This window comes from Roseobacter sp. S87, assembly GCF_055693285.1.
In genome coordinates this window covers 2651960-2669218 of the sequence record NZ_JBVFTR010000004.1, presented here as the reverse complement: position 1 = coordinate 2669218, position 17259 = coordinate 2651960, and the positions used below count along the sequence as shown (strand labels likewise).

Here is a 17259-nt window from a genome sequence, read left to right as displayed (position 1 = left end):
ATATGAGGATTTGCGCATGTCGGCGGACGTCAATGCAGATAGTGGCACCGGAGAAACAGATCCTGACATTGTTGCGGTGCGCGATCTGCTCTCGGCAGAGCAGGAAACCGCGTCTGACATTGAGACGACAGATGCCGCGCTGAAACACAGTGAAACGCAGTTTTCGTCCGTCGCCGGTCGATTGATCAGCGCGGTCCGGAGCTACAGACCCGACAGGAGATCTGTCCTTCTGACGGCCGCTGTGCTTTTGGTGCTGCTGCAGCCGGGGCTGGTTGCAGGCATTGGACTTTTCATCCTGGCCAGCTTGCTTCTCGCCTATTTTGGTATGGGGCATGAAGCATTCTGGGCGCGCGCGCTGGGATGTTTTGCGATCCTGTGCCGATGGGCGCCTGATACCGGTCGGGTGCTGCGTGTCCGCCTTTGGATGGCAGCACGGAGATGGAACCGGCTGACGGGCCTTTTGCCCGAAAGCCTGGCGCAGCGCCTGCGCCTGCCGGATGTACGCGGGATCGCGGCTGCCACAGAACGCCATGATGCTGTCCTGACGGACAGACTGAGCAGGCTGTAGCAGCCAGATCCCGGGCGAAACATACTTGAAATCCCCTATGGCTCTGGCTATGTGCGACGGGCACAGCAAGCATTCAGGTGATCCATGGCCATGAACCCGTTCCAGTTTATTCAGCAGACACGTGCCGAAGTGTCGAAGGTCGTGTGGCCCACCCGCCGCGAGGTGATGCTGACAACTGTGATGGTGTTTATCCTGTCGGCGCTCTTTGCGGTGTTTTTCGCAACCGTGGATATTATTATCCGGGGCGGGCTGCAGGCGGTGCTGACGATGTTCGGCTGAGGCTGAACGGCAGGCGTCAAAAATCACCGGAAACCTCTTGAAACATTGGGCTCTGCGGAGTATGCCGCAACCCTGACCAGAAACAGGGCGTGCGGCGATTCGTGTTGCGCGCCGATTTTTTGTTCTGGCGGTCGGGCGTAAGTGCCTGAAAAGAAGTGGAATTTACGACGTCGCCGGCGTTGGAAAGCAGACAGGGATCAGGGATCAGATGGCAAAACGGTGGTATTCGGTCAGTGTCCTGTCGAACTTCGAAAAGAAGATCGCAGAGCAAATCCGTACATCCGTGGCCGAACAGGGCCTTGAGGACCAGATCGACGAAGTGCTGGTGCCGACCGAAGAAGTGATCGAAGTACGGCGCGGCAAGAAGGTGACGGCCGAGCGTCGTTTTATGCCCGGCTATGTTCTGGTGCATATGGAGATGTCTGACAAAGGCTACCACCTGATCAACTCGATCAACCGTGTCACAGGCTTTCTTGGTCCGCAGGGGCGTCCGATGCCAATGCGTGATGCTGAGGTGAATGCCATCCTCAACCGCGTGCAGGAAGGCGAAGAAGCGCCGCGCACGCTCATCCACTTTGAAGTGGGTGAGAAGGTCAAGGTTGCCGACGGTCCGTTTGAAGACTTTGACGGCATGATCGAGGAAGTGGATGACGAAAACCAGCGCCTGAAGGTGTCGGTTTCGATTTTTGGCCGGGAAACCCCGGTCGAACTGGAATACACACAGGTCAACAAACAGACCTGACGTGTCAAAGCGTGGGAGGCGAGGGTGCCGCGGCATCCGGACCGGACCACGACAACACTGGCGGGTTGCCCGCCGATAAACCCGGACCGGCGCGCCGGCATGGGGTTGTAAAAGGAGAAGGCCAATGGCCAAGAAACTCGTTGGCAGCATGAAGCTGCAGGTGCCTGCGGGGCAGGCAAATCCGTCCCCGCCCGTGGGCCCCGCGCTGGGTCAGCGCGGCATCAACATCATGGAATTCTGCAAGGCATTCAATGCCAAGACTGCAGACATGGAGCCCGGCGCTCCTTGCCCGACCGTGATCCAGTATTACCAGGACAAATCCTTCACGATGGATATCAAGACGCCGCCCGCGTCCTATTATCTTAAGAAGGCTGCCAAGGTGAAATCCGGTGCAAACAACCCCAGCCGCGAGACTGTGGGCACTGTGACATCCAAGCAGGTCCGTGAGATCGCAGAAGCGAAAATGAAAGATCTGAACGCGAATTCTGTTGAAGCCGCGATGCAGATCATCCTGGGCTCCGCCCGCTCTATGGGCATCGAGGTGAAGTAAAATGGCGAAACTCGGTAAAAGAACCCGCGCAGCACGTGAAGCCTTTGCAGGCAAAGAGAATGTGACTGTTGAAGAGGCTGTCGCGCTGATCAAAGGCAATTCGAATGTGAAATTCGATGAGACTGTCGAAATTGCGATGAACCTCGGCGTTGACCCGCGTCACGCGGACCAGATGGTCCGTGGTGTGGTCGGTCTGCCCAATGGCACAGGCAAATCTGTTCGCGTTGCTGTTTTTGCACGCGGCCCGAAAGCTGAAGAAGCTCAGGCTGCAGGTGCAGACATCGTTGGTGCCGAAGACCTGATGGAAACTGTTCAGGGCGGCAAAATCGAATTTGACCGCTGCATCGCAACCCCGGACATGATGCCGATCGTTGGCCGTCTGGGTAAAGTGCTCGGCCCCCGTAACCTGATGCCGAACCCCAAGGTTGGCACTGTGACCATGGACGTTGAGGCCGCCGTCAAGGCAGCCAAAGGCGGTGAGGTTCAGTTCAAGGCTGAAAAAGGCGGCGTTGTGCACGCCGGTGTTGGCAAACTGTCCTTTGATGAAGCCAAGCTGGTCGAGAACATCCGTGCGTTTGTGAGCGCGGTGTCCCGGGCCAAGCCGACAGGTGCCAAGGGTGCTTACATGAAAAAAATCGCGCTGAGCTCCACAATGGGCCCCGGCGTCTCCGTTTCGGTCGATAACGCCGTAACTGAGTAACCAGATTTGGCGGGGTGACCCGCCAGATAGGCAGGGCCGATATACTGGTCCTGCTTCTGTCCGAGACGGAGGGTCCGGGGTTCGCGCCCCGCATAATTCCTTCCTGAGATGGGAAACGAGAAAATTCCGGCCTTCGGGCGGTTTTGGTCTCGGGACCCTGAATTGGACCCGAAACGGGTGCAGACCATCGCACCCTGAACTGAGCCGGGCAGGGGAACCTGCCCAATACTGGAGTGAAACTGTGGATAGAGCACAAAAAGAACAGCTGGTCGAAGAGCTCGGCCAGATCTTTGAAAGCTCTGGCGTCGTTGTGGTTAGCCACTACGCCGGTCTGACAGTTGCTGAAATGCAGGACCTGCGCGCCAAAGCACGCGAAGCGGGTGGGTCTGTGCGTGTTGCCAAAAACAGGCTCGCCAAGATCGCCCTTGAGGGCAAGCCATGCGCAAGCATCGCTGACCTTCTGACGGGTATGACCGTTCTGACCTATTCTGAGGATCCTGTGGCCGCGGCCAAGGTTGCTCAGGACTTCGCCAAAGGAAACGACAAGTTCGTCATCCTCGGCGGTGCAATGGGTGAGAACACACTGGACGTCGCCGGTGTCGAAGCCGTGTCCAAAATGCCGTCTCGCGAGGAGCTTATTGCTACCATCGCTGGCATGCTGGGCGCACCTGCATCGAACATCGCCGGGGCCATTGGCGCACCTGCAAGCAACATCGCATCCATCCTGTCCACCATTGAGGACAAGGCGGCTGCATAAGGCATCGTCAAACCGGCGTCGGGTTGAAAACGCGACGTTGGAACACACATATCGTTAACGGAAAGAGCTGAACATGGCTGATCTGAAAAAACTGGCAGAAGAGATCGTTGGTCTGACCCTGCTTGAAGCACAAGAACTGAAAACAATCCTCAAGGACGAGTACGGCATCGAGCCCGCAGCAGGCGGCGCAGTGATGATGGCTGGTCCTGCCGGCGACGCTGGTGGCGCAGAGGAAGAAAAGTCGGAATTCGACGTTGTCCTGAAAAACGCAGGCGCATCGAAAATCAACGTGATCAAAGAAGTTCGCGGCATCACCGGTCTGGGCCTCAAAGAAGCCAAAGACCTGGTCGAAGCCGGCGGCAAGATCAAAGAAGGCTGCGACAAGGCAGAAGCAGAAGAGATCAAGGGCAAGCTGGAAGCAGCTGGCGCCGAGGTCGAACTGGCCTGATCCGGTTTTCAGGGGAGCAGACGATTTCCGTCTGAATACCCCGCCAGAAAAATGAGCTGGACCCGGAGTTTTCCGGGTCCGGCTCAACCCGTCCTGGCAAGGGCCTTTCGAAGAAGGCTTTTTCCCGGATGCGGTTCAATGGTCGGGAGGTTGCCGGTGGGACGGCAGCCAGAATGGACCGAAACGTATCTTCTCGTATGGGCGGAGAGCCGTGGCCCGACGGCAGCTCCGACCGGTGAGAACACTGAAAGGTGACAGCAGACATGGCGCAATCGTTCCTTGGCCAGAAACGTCTTCGTAAATATTATGGCAAAATCCGTGAAGTTCTGGATATGCCGAACCTCATCGAGGTGCAGAAATCTTCCTATGACCTTTTCCTGAACTCCGGCGACGGGGAAACACCCAGCATCGACGAAGGCATTGCCAGCGTTTTCGATTCTGTTTTCCCGATTAAGGACTTCAACGAAACGGCGACGCTTGAGTACGTCAAGTACGATCTCGAGAAGCCGAAATACGATGTTGAGGAATGTCAGCAGCGTGACATGACCTACAGCGCGCCGCTGAAGGTGACGCTGCGTCTCATTGTGTTTGATGTGGACGAAGACACAGGTGCGAAGTCCGTCAAGGATATCAAGGAACAGGACGTATTCATGGGCGATATGCCCCTGATGACGCCTAACGGCACCTTCGTTGTGAACGGTACTGAGCGTGTGATCGTTTCCCAGATGCACCGCTCGCCGGGCGTGTTCTTTGACCACGACAAAGGCAAAACCCATTCCTCGGGCAAGCTGCTTTTCGCCTGCCGGATCATCCCGTACCGCGGCTCCTGGCTGGACTTTGAGTTCGACGCCAAAGACATCGTCTTTGCACGCATCGACCGTCGCCGGAAGCTGCCGGTCACGACGCTGCTTTATGCGCTGGGGCTCGATCAGGAAGGCATCATGGATGCCTACTACAAAACAGTCACCTACCGTCTCGAGAAGAACAAAGGCTGGGTCGCCCCGTTCTTCCCTGATCGTGTGCGCGGGACCCGCCCGACATACGATCTAGTAGATGCGGCGTCCGGCGAAGTCCTGTTTGAAAAAGGCAAGAAGGTCACGCCGCGCGCGGTCAAGAAACTGATCGACGAAGGCACAGTCACTGAACTGTTGCTGCCCTATGATCACATTGCCGGCAAATTTGTCGCCAAAGACATCATCAACGAAGAAAACGGTGCAATCTACGTTGAGGCCGGTGACGAACTGACGCTCGAATACGACAAGGACGGCACACTCATTGGCGGCACAGCCAAGGAGTTGGTCGACGCGGGTATCACCGAGATTCCGGTCCTCGACATCGACAACGTTAACGTTGGTCCCTACATGCGCAACACCATGGCGCAGGACAAGAACATGAACCGCGACACCGCGCTCATGGATATCTACCGCGTCATGCGCCCGGGCGAACCGCCCACCGTCGAAGCCGCTTCTGCGCTTTTTGACACGCTGTTCTTTGACAGCGAGCGTTATGACCTGTCGGCGGTTGGCCGCGTGAAAATGAACATGCGTCTGGCGCTTGACGCCGAAGACACGCAGCGCACCCTGCGCCGCGAAGACATCGTGGCCTGCATCAAGGCGCTGGTGGATCTGCGCGACGGTCGTGGTGATATCGACGACATCGACCACCTCGGGAACCGCCGGGTGCGTTCGGTTGGCGAACTGATGGAAAACCAGTACCGCGTTGGCCTGCTGCGCATGGAGCGTGCAATCAAAGAACGGATGTCGTCGGTCGAGATCGACACGGTGATGCCGCAGGATCTGATCAACGCCAAACCGGCGGCAGCAGCCGTGCGCGAGTTCTTTGGCTCCAGCCAGTTGTCGCAGTTCATGGACCAGACCAACCCGCTTTCCGAAGTGACGCACAAACGTCGTCTGTCGGCGCTTGGGCCGGGTGGTCTGACCCGCGAGCGCGCAGGCTTTGAGGTCCGCGACGTACACCCCACGCACTATGGCCGGATGTGTCCGATTGAAACGCCGGAAGGCCCGAACATCGGTCTGATCAACTCGCTGGCGACCTTCGCACGAGTGAACAAATACGGTTTCATTGAAACGCCCTACCGCAAGGTTGAAAACGGTCAGGTGACGGACGAAGTCCACTACATGTCCGCAACCGAGGAAATGCGCCACACGGTGGCTCAGGCGAACGCGAACCTCGATGAAAACATGAAGTTCGTGAACGAGCTGGTGTCGACGCGCCAGTCCGGGGACTACACGCTTGCGCCGTCCGAAAGTGTGGACCTGATCGACGTTTCGCCCAAGCAGTTGGTTTCGGTAGCGGCATCACTGATCCCGTTCCTCGAAAACGACGACGCGAACCGCGCTCTTATGGGCTCGAACATGCAACGTCAGGCTGTGCCGCTCCTGCAGGCCGAGGCGCCGCTTGTCGGCACCGGTATCGAAGAAGTGGTCGCAAGGGATTCCGGTGCTGCCATCATGGCGAAACGTGCCGGTGTCATCGACCAGGTCGATGCCAGCCGTATCGTGATCCGGGCCACCGAAGATCTGGAGCTGGGCGACGCGGGCGTGGACATCTACCGCATGCGCAAGTTCCAGCGGTCGAACCAGAACACCTGCATCAACCAGCGTCCGCTGGTCAAAGTGGGTGACCGGGTTTCCAAAGGTCAGGTGGTCGCAGATGGTCCGTCAACGGATATGGGGGAACTGGCGCTCGGCAAGAACGTCGTCGTCGCCTTCATGCCCTGGAACGGCTACAACTATGAGGACTCGATCCTGATTTCTGAGCGGATTGCCCGTGACGACGTCTTCACCTCGATCCACATCGAGGAATTCGAAGTCGCTGCCCGTGACACCAAGCTCGGGCCGGAAGAGATCACCCGCGACATCCCGAACGTTGGCGAGGAAGCCCTGCGCAACCTCGACGAAGCGGGCATCGTTTATATCGGCGCAGACGTCGAGCCGGGCGATATCCTCGTGGGTAAAATCACTCCGAAGGGCGAGAGCCCGATGACACCGGAAGAAAAACTTCTGCGTGCCATCTTCGGTGAGAAAGCCTCCGATGTGCGCGACACCTCGCTGCGTGTGAAACCAGGCGACTTCGGTACGGTTGTGGAAGTACGGGTCTTTAACCGCCACGGTGTGGAAAAAGACGAACGTGCGCTGCAGATCGAGCGTGAGGAAGTCGAACGTCTGGCCCGCGACCGGGACGACGAACTCGCGATCCTTGACCGCAACATCTACGCGCGTCTGAAGTCGATGATCCTCGGCAAAGTCGCTGTCAAAGGCCCGAAGGGTGTGCCCGCGAACTCCGAGATCACCGAGGATCTGCTCGAAATGCTGACCCGCGGTCAGTGGTGGCAGCTGGCGCTCAAGGACGAGGCTGACGCTCAGGTGGTTGAAGCCCTGAACGAGCAGTACGAGATCCAGAAACGTGCTCTTGATGCGCGCTTTGAGGACAAGGTCGAGAAAGTCCGTCGTGGCGACGATCTGCCCCCGGGCGTCATGAAGATGGTCAAGGTCTTTGTCGCGGTGAAGCGCAAGCTGCAGCCGGGCGACAAGATGGCCGGTCGTCACGGGAACAAAGGGGTGATCTCCAAAGTGGTTCCCATGGAAGACATGCCCTTCCTTGCGGATGGTACACCGGTTGATTTCTGTCTGAACCCGCTGGGCGTGCCGTCGCGTATGAACGTCGGTCAGATCCTCGAGACACACATGGGCTGGGCCGCGCGCGGTCTCGGCATCAACGTGGACGAGGCGCTGCAGGAATACCGTCGGTCCGGCGACCTGACGCCAGTGCGTGATGCGCTGCACCACGCCTACGGCGAAAACGTCTATGACGAGGGTATCGCGGGCATGGACGAAGAGACGCTGATCGAGGCGGCGGGCAATGTTACACGCGGTGTGCCGATTGCAACGCCGGTCTTTGACGGTGCAAAAGAAGGCGACGTGAACGATGCACTCAAGCGTGCCGGCTTTAACGAGAGCGGTCAGTCGATCCTCTTTGATGGCCGCACAGGCGAGCAGTTCGCGCGGCCTGTGACCGTTGGCGTCAAGTACCTGCTGAAACTGCACCACTTGGTGGATGACAAAATCCACGCGCGCTCGACCGGGCCGTACAGCCTCGTCACCCAGCAGCCGCTGGGCGGTAAAGCGCAGTTCGGTGGCCAGCGCTTCGGGGAGATGGAGGTCTGGGCTCTGGAAGCTTACGGCGCCGCCTACACCCTGCAGGAAATGCTGACCGTGAAGTCGGACGACGTAGCCGGACGGACGAAAGTCTATGAAAGCATCGTCAAGGGCGAGGACAATTTCGAGGCCGGTGTACCGGAATCGTTCAACGTTCTCGTCAAAGAAGTCCGGGGTCTCGGCCTCAACATGGAACTCCTGGATGCGGAGGAAGATGAGTGACGGGCTGATCCCCGTCACTTCACTCCCAACGCACCCCTTTCAAGGATTTGAAAATGAACCAGGAACTGACAAACAACCCGTTTAACCCGCTCACGCCGCCCAAGGTGTTTGACGAAATCAAGGTGTCTCTGGCCTCGCCCGAGCGAATCCTTAGCTGGTCCTTCGGGGAGATCAAAAAGCCCGAGACCATCAACTACCGGACATTCAAGCCCGAGCGTGATGGTCTCTTCTGTGCGCGTATCTTTGGTCCGATCAAGGACTACGAATGCCTTTGCGGCAAGTACAAACGCATGAAGTATCGCGGCGTTGTCTGCGAGAAATGCGGTGTGGAAGTCACGCTGCAGAAGGTCCGCCGCGAGCGCATGGGCCACATCGAGCTGGCCTCTCCCGTCGCGCACATCTGGTTCCTGAAATCGCTGCCGTCCCGCATCGGTCTGATGCTGGACATGACGCTGCGCGATCTGGAGCGGGTTCTGTACTTCGAGAACTACGTGGTGATCGAACCCGGCCTGACGGATCTTCAGTACGGTCAGATGATGACCGAAGAAGAGTACATGGATGCGCAGGACGCATACGGCATGGACGCGTTTACCGCTAACATTGGCGCCGAAGCGATCCGCGAAATGCTGGCTGCCATCGATCTCGAAGCCGAAGCGGACCAGCTCCGCGAAGAGCTCAAAGAAGCCACAGGCGAGCTGAAGCCCAAGAAGATCATCAAGCGCCTGAAGGTGGTTGAGAGCTTCCTGGAATCCGGCAACCGTCCGGAGTGGATGGTTCTGACCGTGATCCCCGTGATCCCGCCGGAACTGCGCCCGCTGGTGCCGCTCGATGGTGGTCGTTTCGCGACGTCCGATCTGAACGATCTCTATCGTCGGGTGATTAACCGGAATAACCGTCTGAAGCGTCTGATCGAACTGCGTGCGCCTGACATCATCGTGCGGAACGAAAAGCGGATGCTGCAGGAATCTGTGGACGCGCTGTTCGACAATGGCCGCCGTGGTCGCGTGATTACAGGCGCCAACAAGCGCCCGCTGAAATCGCTGTCTGACATGCTGAAAGGCAAGCAGGGTCGTTTCCGTCAGAACCTTCTGGGTAAACGCGTCGACTTCTCGGGCCGTTCGGTTATTGTGACCGGTCCGGAGCTGAAGCTGCACCAGTGTGGTCTGCCCAAGAAGATGGCGCTCGAACTCTTCAAGCCGTTCATCTACTCGCGGCTGGAGGCCAAGGGGCTGTCCTCGACGGTCAAGCAGGCCAAGAAGCTGGTTGAGAAGGAGCGCCCGGAAGTCTGGGACATCCTCGATGAGGTGATCCGCGAACACCCGGTGATGCTGAACCGTGCGCCGACGCTGCACCGTCTTGGCATTCAGGCGTTTGAGCCGGTTCTGATCGAAGGTAAGGCGATCCAGCTGCACCCGCTCGTATGTTCTGCGTTTAACGCCGACTTCGACGGTGACCAGATGGCCGTGCACGTCCCGCTGAGCCTTGAGGCGCAGCTGGAAGCGCGTGTTCTGATGATGTCCACGAACAACGTTCTGTCGCCTGCAAACGGTGCGCCGATCATCGTGCCGTCGCAGGATATGATCCTTGGTCTCTACTATACGACCCTTGAGCGTGAGGGCATGCCGGGCGAAGGCATGGTCTTTGGCTCTGTCGAAGAGGTACAGCACGCCCTTGATGCCGGTATGGTGCACTTGCACTCCAAAATCACAGCGCGGATCATGCAGATCGACGAGAACGGCATGGAAGTGATGAAGCGGTTTGAGACCACACCGGGCCGTATCCGTCTCGGCGCTCTGCTGCCGCTGAACGCCAAGGCGCCGTTCGAGCTGGTGAACCGTCTGCTGCGCAAGAAAGAAGTGCAGCAGGTCATCGACACCGTCTACCGTTACTGCGGTCAGAAGGAATCCGTCATCTTCTGTGACCAGATCATGACCATGGGTTTCCGTGAAGCGTTCAAAGCCGGGATTTCCTTCGGCAAGGACGACATGCTGATCCCTGACACCAAATGGCCGATCGTCGAAGAGACGCGCGAGCAGGTGAAGGATTTCGAACAGCAGTACATGGACGGCCTGATCACTCAGGGCGAAAAGTACAACAAGGTTGTCGATGCCTGGTCGAAGTGTAACGACAAGGTAACCGACGCGATGATGGGCTCGATCTCCGCCAGCCAGCGGGACGAGGCCGGTGCCGAACAGGAACCGAACTCAGTCTACATGATGGCGCACTCCGGTGCCCGTGGGTCGGTTACCCAGATGAAACAGCTCGGCGGGATGCGCGGCCTGATGGCCAAGCCGAACGGCGACATCATCGAGACACCGATCATCTCGAACTTCAAGGAAGGTCTGACCGTTCTTGAGTACTTCAACTCCACCCACGGCGCCCGTAAAGGTCTGTCGGATACCGCTCTGAAAACAGCGAACTCCGGTTACCTGACACGCCGTCTGGTTGACGTTGCGCAGGACTGCATCGTGCGTATGAACGACTGCGGCACGGAGACATCGATCACCGCCGTTGCAGCGGTCAACGATGGTGAGGTTGTAGCCTCGCTCTCCGAGCGCATTCTGGGCCGCGTTGTGGCCGAGGACATCATGCGTCCGGGTTCGGATGAGGTGATGGTTGCTGCCGGTACGCTGGTGGATGAACGGATGGCGGACGCAATCGAAGAGGCCGGTGTGGCATCTGCACGTATCCGCAGCCCGCTGACCTGTGAGGCCGAAGAGGGCGTCTGTGCCATGTGCTACGGCCGTGACCTGGCGCGCGGTACGATGGTGAACACCGGTGAGGCTGTCGGTATCATCGCGGCACAGTCCATCGGTGAGCCTGGTACACAGCTGACCATGCGGACCTTCCACATCGGCGGTGTTGCGCAGGGTGGTCAGCAGTCCTTCCTTGAGGCAAGCCATGACGGCAAAGTCGTGTTCGAGAACGCGCAGACGCTTGAGAACACTGCCGGCGAGACCATGGTCATGGGCCGCAACATGAAGCTCATCATTCAGGATGAGAACGGCGAGGAACGTGCCAGCCACAAGGTCGGCTATGGCTCCAAGCTCTTTGTGAAGGATGGCCAGGACATTGCACGGGGCGACAAGCTCTTTGAGTGGGATCCCTACACGCTGCCGATCATCGCGGAGAAATCCGGTACATCGAAGTTCGTTGACCTTGTCAGCGGTATCGCTGTACGGGACGAGACCGATGACGCGACAGGGATGACCCAGAAGATCGTGATCGACTGGCGTGCGGCACCGAAGGGCAACGAGCTCAAGCCCGAAATCATCCTGGTGGATGGTGACGGCGAGCCCGTGCGCAACGATGCGGGCAACCCTGTAACCTATCCGATGTCTGTGGACGCGGTTCTGTCCGTTGAGGACGGTGCCGAAGTGCAGGCCGGTGACGTTGTCGCGCGTATCCCGCGTGAGGGTGCCAAAACCAAGGACATCACCGGTGGTCTGCCGCGTGTGGCCGAGCTATTTGAGGCACGTCGTCCCAAAGATCACGCCATCATCGCGGAAATCGACGGCTATGTCCGCTACGGCAAGGACTACAAGAACAAGCGTCGTATCGCGATCGAAAGCTCCGAGGATCCGGATCACAAGGTCGAGTACATGGTGCCCAAGGGCAAACACATCCCGGTTGCGGAAGGTGATTTTGTCCAGAAGGGTGACTACATCATGGACGGTAATCCGGCACCGCACGACATCCTGGCCATTATGGGTGTCGAGGCGCTGGCGGACTACATGATCGACGAGGTTCAGGACGTCTATCGCCTGCAGGGTGTGAAGATCAACGACAAGCACATCGAAGTCATCGTGCGTCAGATGCTGCAGAAGTGGGAAATCCAGGACAGCGGAGACACCACGCTGCTCAAGGGCGAACACGTGGACAAGCAGGAGTTCGATCAGGCCAACGAAAAGGCCCTGTCGAAAGGCGGCCGTCCCGCTCAGGGCGAACCGATCCTGCTTGGCATCACCAAGGCGTCGCTGCAGACACGCAGCTTCATCTCGGCGGCGTCCTTCCAGGAGACCACCCGCGTTCTTACCGAAGCCTCCGTGCAGGGTAAGAAGGACAAGCTTGTTGGTCTCAAAGAAAACGTCATCGTGGGCCGCCTGATCCCGGCCGGTACCGGTGGCGCGACCATGAAAGTCCGCCGTGTGGCTCAGGACCGTGACAATGTTGTCATCGAAGCCCGTCGTGAAGAAGCCGAAGCTGCAGCAGCGCTTGCAGCACCGGTGATGGAAGACGACATGGTGGGCGGCGATGTGTTCGACACGATCATTCCGGCGGATGAAGACAGCCGCGACTGAGATCGCATAAAATGAAAACGGAAAGCCCCCGCGGGAATATCCTGCGGGGGCTTTTCTTTGGGCGGTGTGCGGTGTTTTGTACGCGCAGTGCAGGAACGAAGGCAGGTCATGACGGTGCGAATAAATATAGCGGGCTTGATGCGGGCTTCCGTCCGGATCAACGGTTCCGGCCCCGTCCTCCATGGCATGAGGATGCGCTGACCGTGTCACCCAATCTCATCGGTGCACTTCTGATGATGGCCTCAATGGCCTGTTTTACGTTCAACGATGCGCTAATCAAGATGACGGATGGCGCGTTGCCTCTGTTTCAGCTGCTGTTCCTGCGGGGCATTCTGGCCAGCCTGCTGATCTTTCTGATGGCCCGGGCGCGGGGAGCCTTGCGTGGCCCGGTCGCTCCGATGGACCGCATGATGATCGCTGTCAGGTCCCTGTCCGAGGTGGGTGCCGCCTATTTCTTTATCTCTGCGCTGCTTAATATGCCGCTGGCTAATGTGACGGCTATTCTGCAGATCCTGCCGCTGACCGTGACGCTGGGGTCAGCTCTGTTTTTCCGCGAAGCCGTCGGCTGGCGCCGGATGCTGGCAATTGTCATCGGGTTCGCCGGCATGCTGATGATCGTACGCCCTGGCAGCGATGGGTTTACGCTGTGGTCGGTTTACGCATTGATTGCAGTGCTTTGCGTGACGGTCAGGGATCTGTCGACGCGGAGGTTGTCCGGTGATGTGCCGTCTTTGCTGGTCACGCTGTCCGCCTCCGTCACGGTTCTGGTGGCATCGGGTCTCGCCTCGCTGACCACTGAATGGGCCCCTGTGACGCCAACACTGGCCTGGCTGCTGGGGGGATCGTCGGTGTTCATTGTGGGGGGGTATTTCTTCTCGGTGCAGGTCATGCGGGCCGGGGATGTGTCGTTTATTGCACCATTCCGATACACCGGTCTGATCTGGGCGCTTCTGCTGGGGTGGGTTGTCTTCGGCGACTGGCCGTCCGGGATGACACTGGCTGGTGCGGCAATCATCGTTGCAACCGGCCTCTTCACACTCTACCGCGAACGCAGCCTGATGCGCGGCTGAAACAATGCGGCCGGGCAGGAGAGAACGCCTGCCGTTCCACATACTTTTGACCCGGTATCAGAGGGCAGCACGCCCTGTTGACACCTGATCCGACTCCTTTTATACGCGCGGCATCCCGGAGACAGGGGTCGCTCTGTTCTCTGAAATCAAAATGCAGTGGTCACGATCCGGTCTAATGCTGACCCGATCCTCTGTAGCCTCGCCGCGTCGTTTTCCCCGGTACGGAAACGGAAGCGGTTTTTTTGTTGTCGTATGGATATGCGGCGAGAAATAAACGCGCTTTCTGCGCAAGCCCGGGTCATGGACGCGTGATCTGTCGAAACTGAAACCCGCATGGGGTCGTCCCTGTGCACGTATTATGAGCTAAACGGGGAAAGAACCGGAATGCCAACGATCCAGCAGCTGATCCGCAAACCGCGGCAGCCGAAAATCAAACGTTCGAAGTCCATGCACCTGCAGGAATGCCCGCAGAAGCGTGGCGTCTGTACACGTGTCTACACAACCACACCGAAAAAGCCGAACTCGGCGATGCGGAAGGTTGCCAAGGTACGCCTGACAAACGGCTTCGAAGTCATCAGCTACATCCCGGGCGAAAGCCACAACCTTCAGGAACACTCTGTGGTTCTGATCCGTGGCGGCCGTGTCAAAGACCTTCCTGGTGTGCGTTACCACATCCTGCGCGGTGTGCTTGATACACAGGGCGTCAAAGACCGTAAGCAACGTCGTTCGAAATACGGCGCGAAGCGTCCGAAGTAAGGAGAGACCAAGATGTCCCGTCGCCACGCAGCCGAAAAACGCGAAGTCCTGCCCGACGCCAAATATGGCGATCTGGTTCTGACAAAATTCATGAACAACCTGATGATCGACGGCAAGAAGTCGGTCGCAGAACGTATCGTATACAACGCCCTCACACGCGTTGAGACAAAAATCAAACGCGCCCCTGTCGAAGTCTTCCACGAAGCGCTCGACAACATCAAACCTTCCGTCGAAGTCCGTTCGCGCCGGGTTGGTGGTGCGACATACCAGGTTCCTGTCGAAGTGCGCCCCGAGCGTCGCGAAGCCCTGGCAATCCGCTGGCTGATAAAAGCCTCCCGCGCGCGCAACGAGAACACCATGGAAGAGCGCCTCGCAGGCGAGCTTCTGGACGCTGTTCAGTCCCGCGGCACCGCGGTGAAAAAGCGCGAAGACACCCACAAAATGGCAGACGCCAACAAAGCGTTCAGCCACTACCGCTGGTAAACACGTCGCGCCCCCCGGGGGCGCGATTATCCGTTTTTAGATATCCTGAGGAAGCAGCCCCATGGCACGCGACTATCCGCTCGACCGCTACCGCAACTTCGGCATCATGGCGCACATTGATGCCGGCAAAACGACCTGTTCGGAACGTATCCTGTATTACACAGGTAAATCCCACAACATCGGTGAGGTGCACGATGGTGCGGCCACCATGGACTGGATGGAGCAGGAGCAGGAGCGTGGCATCACGATTACTTCTGCGGCGACAACCACGTTCTGGGAGCGTACCGAAGACGGCTCCACTGCGGACACTCCCAAGCACCGCATGAACATCATCGACACCCCCGGCCACGTTGACTTCACCATTGAAGTTGAGCGTTCGCTTGCCGTTCTCGACGGCGCGGTTGCCGTTCTGGACGCAAACGCCGGTGTTGAGCCGCAGACAGAAACTGTCTGGCGTCAGGCCGACCGCTACAAGGTGCCGCGTATCGTGTTCGTCAACAAGATGGACAAGATCGGTGCGGACTTCTTCAACTGCGTTCACATGATCCAGGACCGTACAGGCGCAACACCCTGTCCGATTCAGATTCCGATCGGTGCTGAGAACGAGCTCGAAGGCATGGTTGACCTGATCACCATGGAAGAGTGGGTCTGGGCCGGTGAAGACCTTGGTGCGTCCTGGGAGAAACGCCCTGTCCGTGACAGCCTGAAAGAGCAGGCCGAAGAGTGGCGCGGTAAGATGATCGAAGTCGCCGTCGAAATGGACGACGATGCGATGATGGAATACCTCGAAGGCAACGAGCCTGACGTGGAAACACTGCGCAAGCTGATCCGCAAAGGCACGCTTGAAATCGCCTTCATCCCGGTTCTGTGTGGTTCGGCGTTCAAAAACAAAGGTGTCCAGCCGCTGCTGAACGCTGTGATCGACTACCTGCCGAGCCCGCTCGACGTTGTTGATTACATGGGCTTCAAACCCGGTGACGAAACGGAAACACGTGACATCGCCCGCCGCGCGGACGACGAAATGGCTTTCTCCGCGCTGGCGTTCAAAATCATGAACGACCCGTTCGTTGGGACGCTGACGTTCACACGGATCTACTCCGGTGTTCTCAACAAGGGCGACACGCTGCTGAACTCGACCAAAGAGCGCAAAGAGCGTGTTGGCCGGATGATGATGATGCACTCGAATGACCGTGAGGAAATCACAGAAGCATTCGCGGGCGACATTATCGCGCTGGCAGGTCTGAAGGACACGACAACCGGTGACACGCTCTGTGCTGTCAACGACCCGGTCGTTCTGGAAACCATGACCTTCCCGGATCCGGTGATCGAGATCGCGGTTGAGCCGAAAACCAAAGCCGACCAGGAGAAAATGTCCACAGGTCTGGCGCGTCTGGCGGCAGAAGACCCGTCCTTCCGTGTTGAGACAGATCTCGAATCCGGTCAGACGATCATGAAGGGCATGGGTGAACTTCACCTCGACATCCTCGTTGACCGTCTGAAGCGTGAATTCAAGGTTGAGGCGAACATCGGTGCGCCGCAGGTTGCCTATCGCGAGACGATCTCGAAAGAGGCAGAGATCACCTACACGCACAAGAAGCAGTCGGGTGGTTCGGGTCAGTTCGCTGAGGTCAAGATGATCCTCATGCCGACCGAGCCGGGCGAAGGGTATTCCTTCGAGAGCCGCATCGTTGGTGGTGCTGTTCCGAAAGAATACATCCCGGGCGTTGAAAAGGGTATCCAGTCGGTGATGGACTCCGGTCCGCTGGCGGGCTTCCCCGTGATCGACTTCAAGGTCGCGCTGATCGACGGTAAATTCCACGACGTTGACTCCAGCGTCCTGGCGTTCGAGATCGCAGCACGTATGGGTATGCGCGAAGGCATGAAGAAAGCCGGCGCGAAACTGCTTGAGCCGATCATGAAGGTCGAGGTGGTCACACCTGAAGAGTACACCGGTGGTATCATCGGCGATCTCACATCCCGTCGTGGTCAGGTGCAGGGTCAGGACACCCGCGGCAACGCGATTGCCATTGACGCTTTTGTACCGCTGGCGAACATGTTCGGCTACATCAACACACTGCGTTCAATGTCGAGCGGCCGGGCGAACTTCACCATGCAGTTCGACCACTACGAGCCGGTGCCGCAAAACATCTCCGACGAGATCCAGGCAAAATTCGCATAAACCTGCTGCCCCGCCAGGGGCAGCCA

General features: G+C 58.3%; 13 protein-coding genes. All 13 read left to right on the top strand.

The window, feature by feature from the left end; all coding sequences use genetic code 11:
• Positions 1–16: 16 nt before the first annotated feature.
• The 13 genes from ACZ1HA_RS13945 (at position 17) to fusA (ending at position 17233) form a co-directional block, all read left to right on the top strand.
• On the top strand, positions 17–568 hold the full coding sequence (locus ACZ1HA_RS13945; RefSeq protein ID WP_472714302.1) for a hypothetical protein: 552 nt from the start codon (positions 17–19) through the stop codon (positions 566–568).
• An 84-nt stretch (positions 569–652) separates the two neighbouring features.
• Positions 653–847, top strand: coding sequence for a preprotein translocase subunit SecE (gene secE, locus ACZ1HA_RS13940; RefSeq protein ID WP_375229971.1), 195 nt, complete (start codon positions 653–655; stop codon positions 845–847).
• A 208-nt stretch (positions 848–1055) separates the two neighbouring features.
• Positions 1056–1589 (top strand): transcription termination/antitermination protein NusG, encoded by a 534-nt coding sequence (nusG, locus tag ACZ1HA_RS13935; protein ID WP_298845311.1) that lies wholly within the window; start codon positions 1056–1058, stop codon positions 1587–1589.
• Between the two features lie 124 nt (positions 1590–1713).
• Positions 1714–2139 (top strand): 50S ribosomal protein L11, encoded by a 426-nt coding sequence (gene rplK, locus ACZ1HA_RS13930; RefSeq protein ID WP_375229972.1) that lies wholly within the window; start codon positions 1714–1716, stop codon positions 2137–2139.
• A 1-nt stretch (position 2140) separates the two neighbouring features.
• Positions 2141–2839: a 50S ribosomal protein L1 gene (gene rplA / locus ACZ1HA_RS13925; protein WP_375229973.1), complete on the top strand. Its 699-nt coding sequence runs from the start codon at positions 2141–2143 to the stop codon at positions 2837–2839.
• 241 nt (positions 2840–3080) lie between these two features.
• Complete coding sequence (gene rplJ / locus ACZ1HA_RS13920) at positions 3081–3596, top strand: 50S ribosomal protein L10 (RefSeq protein ID WP_375229974.1); 516 nt, start codon at positions 3081–3083, stop codon at positions 3594–3596.
• A 73-nt stretch (positions 3597–3669) separates the two neighbouring features.
• Entirely contained in the window at positions 3670–4044 is a 375-nt protein-coding gene (gene rplL, locus ACZ1HA_RS13915) for a 50S ribosomal protein L7/L12 (protein WP_375229975.1), read from the top strand.
• A 263-nt stretch (positions 4045–4307) separates the two neighbouring features.
• Positions 4308–8444, top strand: a complete 4137-nt coding sequence (gene rpoB / locus ACZ1HA_RS13910) for a DNA-directed RNA polymerase subunit beta (protein WP_472714301.1) — start codon at positions 4308–4310, stop codon at positions 8442–8444.
• Between the two features lie 53 nt (positions 8445–8497).
• Positions 8498–12745, top strand: a complete 4248-nt coding sequence (gene rpoC / locus ACZ1HA_RS13905; RefSeq protein WP_472714300.1) for a DNA-directed RNA polymerase subunit beta' — start codon at positions 8498–8500, stop codon at positions 12743–12745.
• A 203-nt stretch (positions 12746–12948) separates the two neighbouring features.
• Positions 12949–13815 (top strand): DMT family transporter, encoded by an 867-nt coding sequence (locus tag ACZ1HA_RS13900; protein ID WP_472714299.1) that lies wholly within the window; start codon positions 12949–12951, stop codon positions 13813–13815.
• Positions 13816–14199: 384 nt separating this feature from the next.
• Complete coding sequence (rpsL, locus tag ACZ1HA_RS13895; RefSeq protein ID WP_011570072.1) at positions 14200–14571, top strand: 30S ribosomal protein S12; 372 nt, start codon at positions 14200–14202, stop codon at positions 14569–14571.
• A 12-nt stretch (positions 14572–14583) separates the two neighbouring features.
• Complete coding sequence (gene rpsG / locus ACZ1HA_RS13890) at positions 14584–15054, top strand: 30S ribosomal protein S7 (RefSeq protein WP_159978195.1); 471 nt, start codon at positions 14584–14586, stop codon at positions 15052–15054.
• 61 nt (positions 15055–15115) lie between these two features.
• Positions 15116–17233: an elongation factor G gene (gene fusA, locus ACZ1HA_RS13885; protein WP_375229977.1), complete on the top strand. Its 2118-nt coding sequence runs from the start codon at positions 15116–15118 to the stop codon at positions 17231–17233.
• The last annotated feature ends 26 nt before the right edge of the window (positions 17234–17259 follow it).

What these genes read in the sequence shown, in the direction of transcription:
- ACZ1HA_RS13945 (WP_472714302.1), top strand. Translation starts at nt 17, where the DNA reads ATGTCGGCGGACGTCAATGCAGATAGTGGCACCGGAGAAACAGATCCT.
- secE (WP_375229971.1), top strand. Translation starts at nt 653, where the DNA reads ATGGCCATGAACCCGTTCCAGTTTATTCAGCAGACACGTGCCGAAGTG.
- nusG (WP_298845311.1), top strand. Translation starts at nt 1,056, where the DNA reads ATGGCAAAACGGTGGTATTCGGTCAGTGTCCTGTCGAACTTCGAAAAG.
- rplK (WP_375229972.1), top strand. Translation starts at nt 1,714, where the DNA reads ATGGCCAAGAAACTCGTTGGCAGCATGAAGCTGCAGGTGCCTGCGGGG.
- rplA (WP_375229973.1), top strand. Translation starts at nt 2,141, where the DNA reads ATGGCGAAACTCGGTAAAAGAACCCGCGCAGCACGTGAAGCCTTTGCA.
- rplL (WP_375229975.1), top strand. Translation starts at nt 3,670, where the DNA reads ATGGCTGATCTGAAAAAACTGGCAGAAGAGATCGTTGGTCTGACCCTG.
- rpoB (WP_472714301.1), top strand. Translation starts at nt 4,308, where the DNA reads ATGGCGCAATCGTTCCTTGGCCAGAAACGTCTTCGTAAATATTATGGC.
- rpoC (WP_472714300.1), top strand. Translation starts at nt 8,498, where the DNA reads ATGAACCAGGAACTGACAAACAACCCGTTTAACCCGCTCACGCCGCCC.
- rpsL (WP_011570072.1), top strand. Translation starts at nt 14,200, where the DNA reads ATGCCAACGATCCAGCAGCTGATCCGCAAACCGCGGCAGCCGAAAATC.
- rpsG (WP_159978195.1), top strand. Translation starts at nt 14,584, where the DNA reads ATGTCCCGTCGCCACGCAGCCGAAAAACGCGAAGTCCTGCCCGACGCC.
- fusA (WP_375229977.1), top strand. Translation starts at nt 15,116, where the DNA reads ATGGCACGCGACTATCCGCTCGACCGCTACCGCAACTTCGGCATCATG.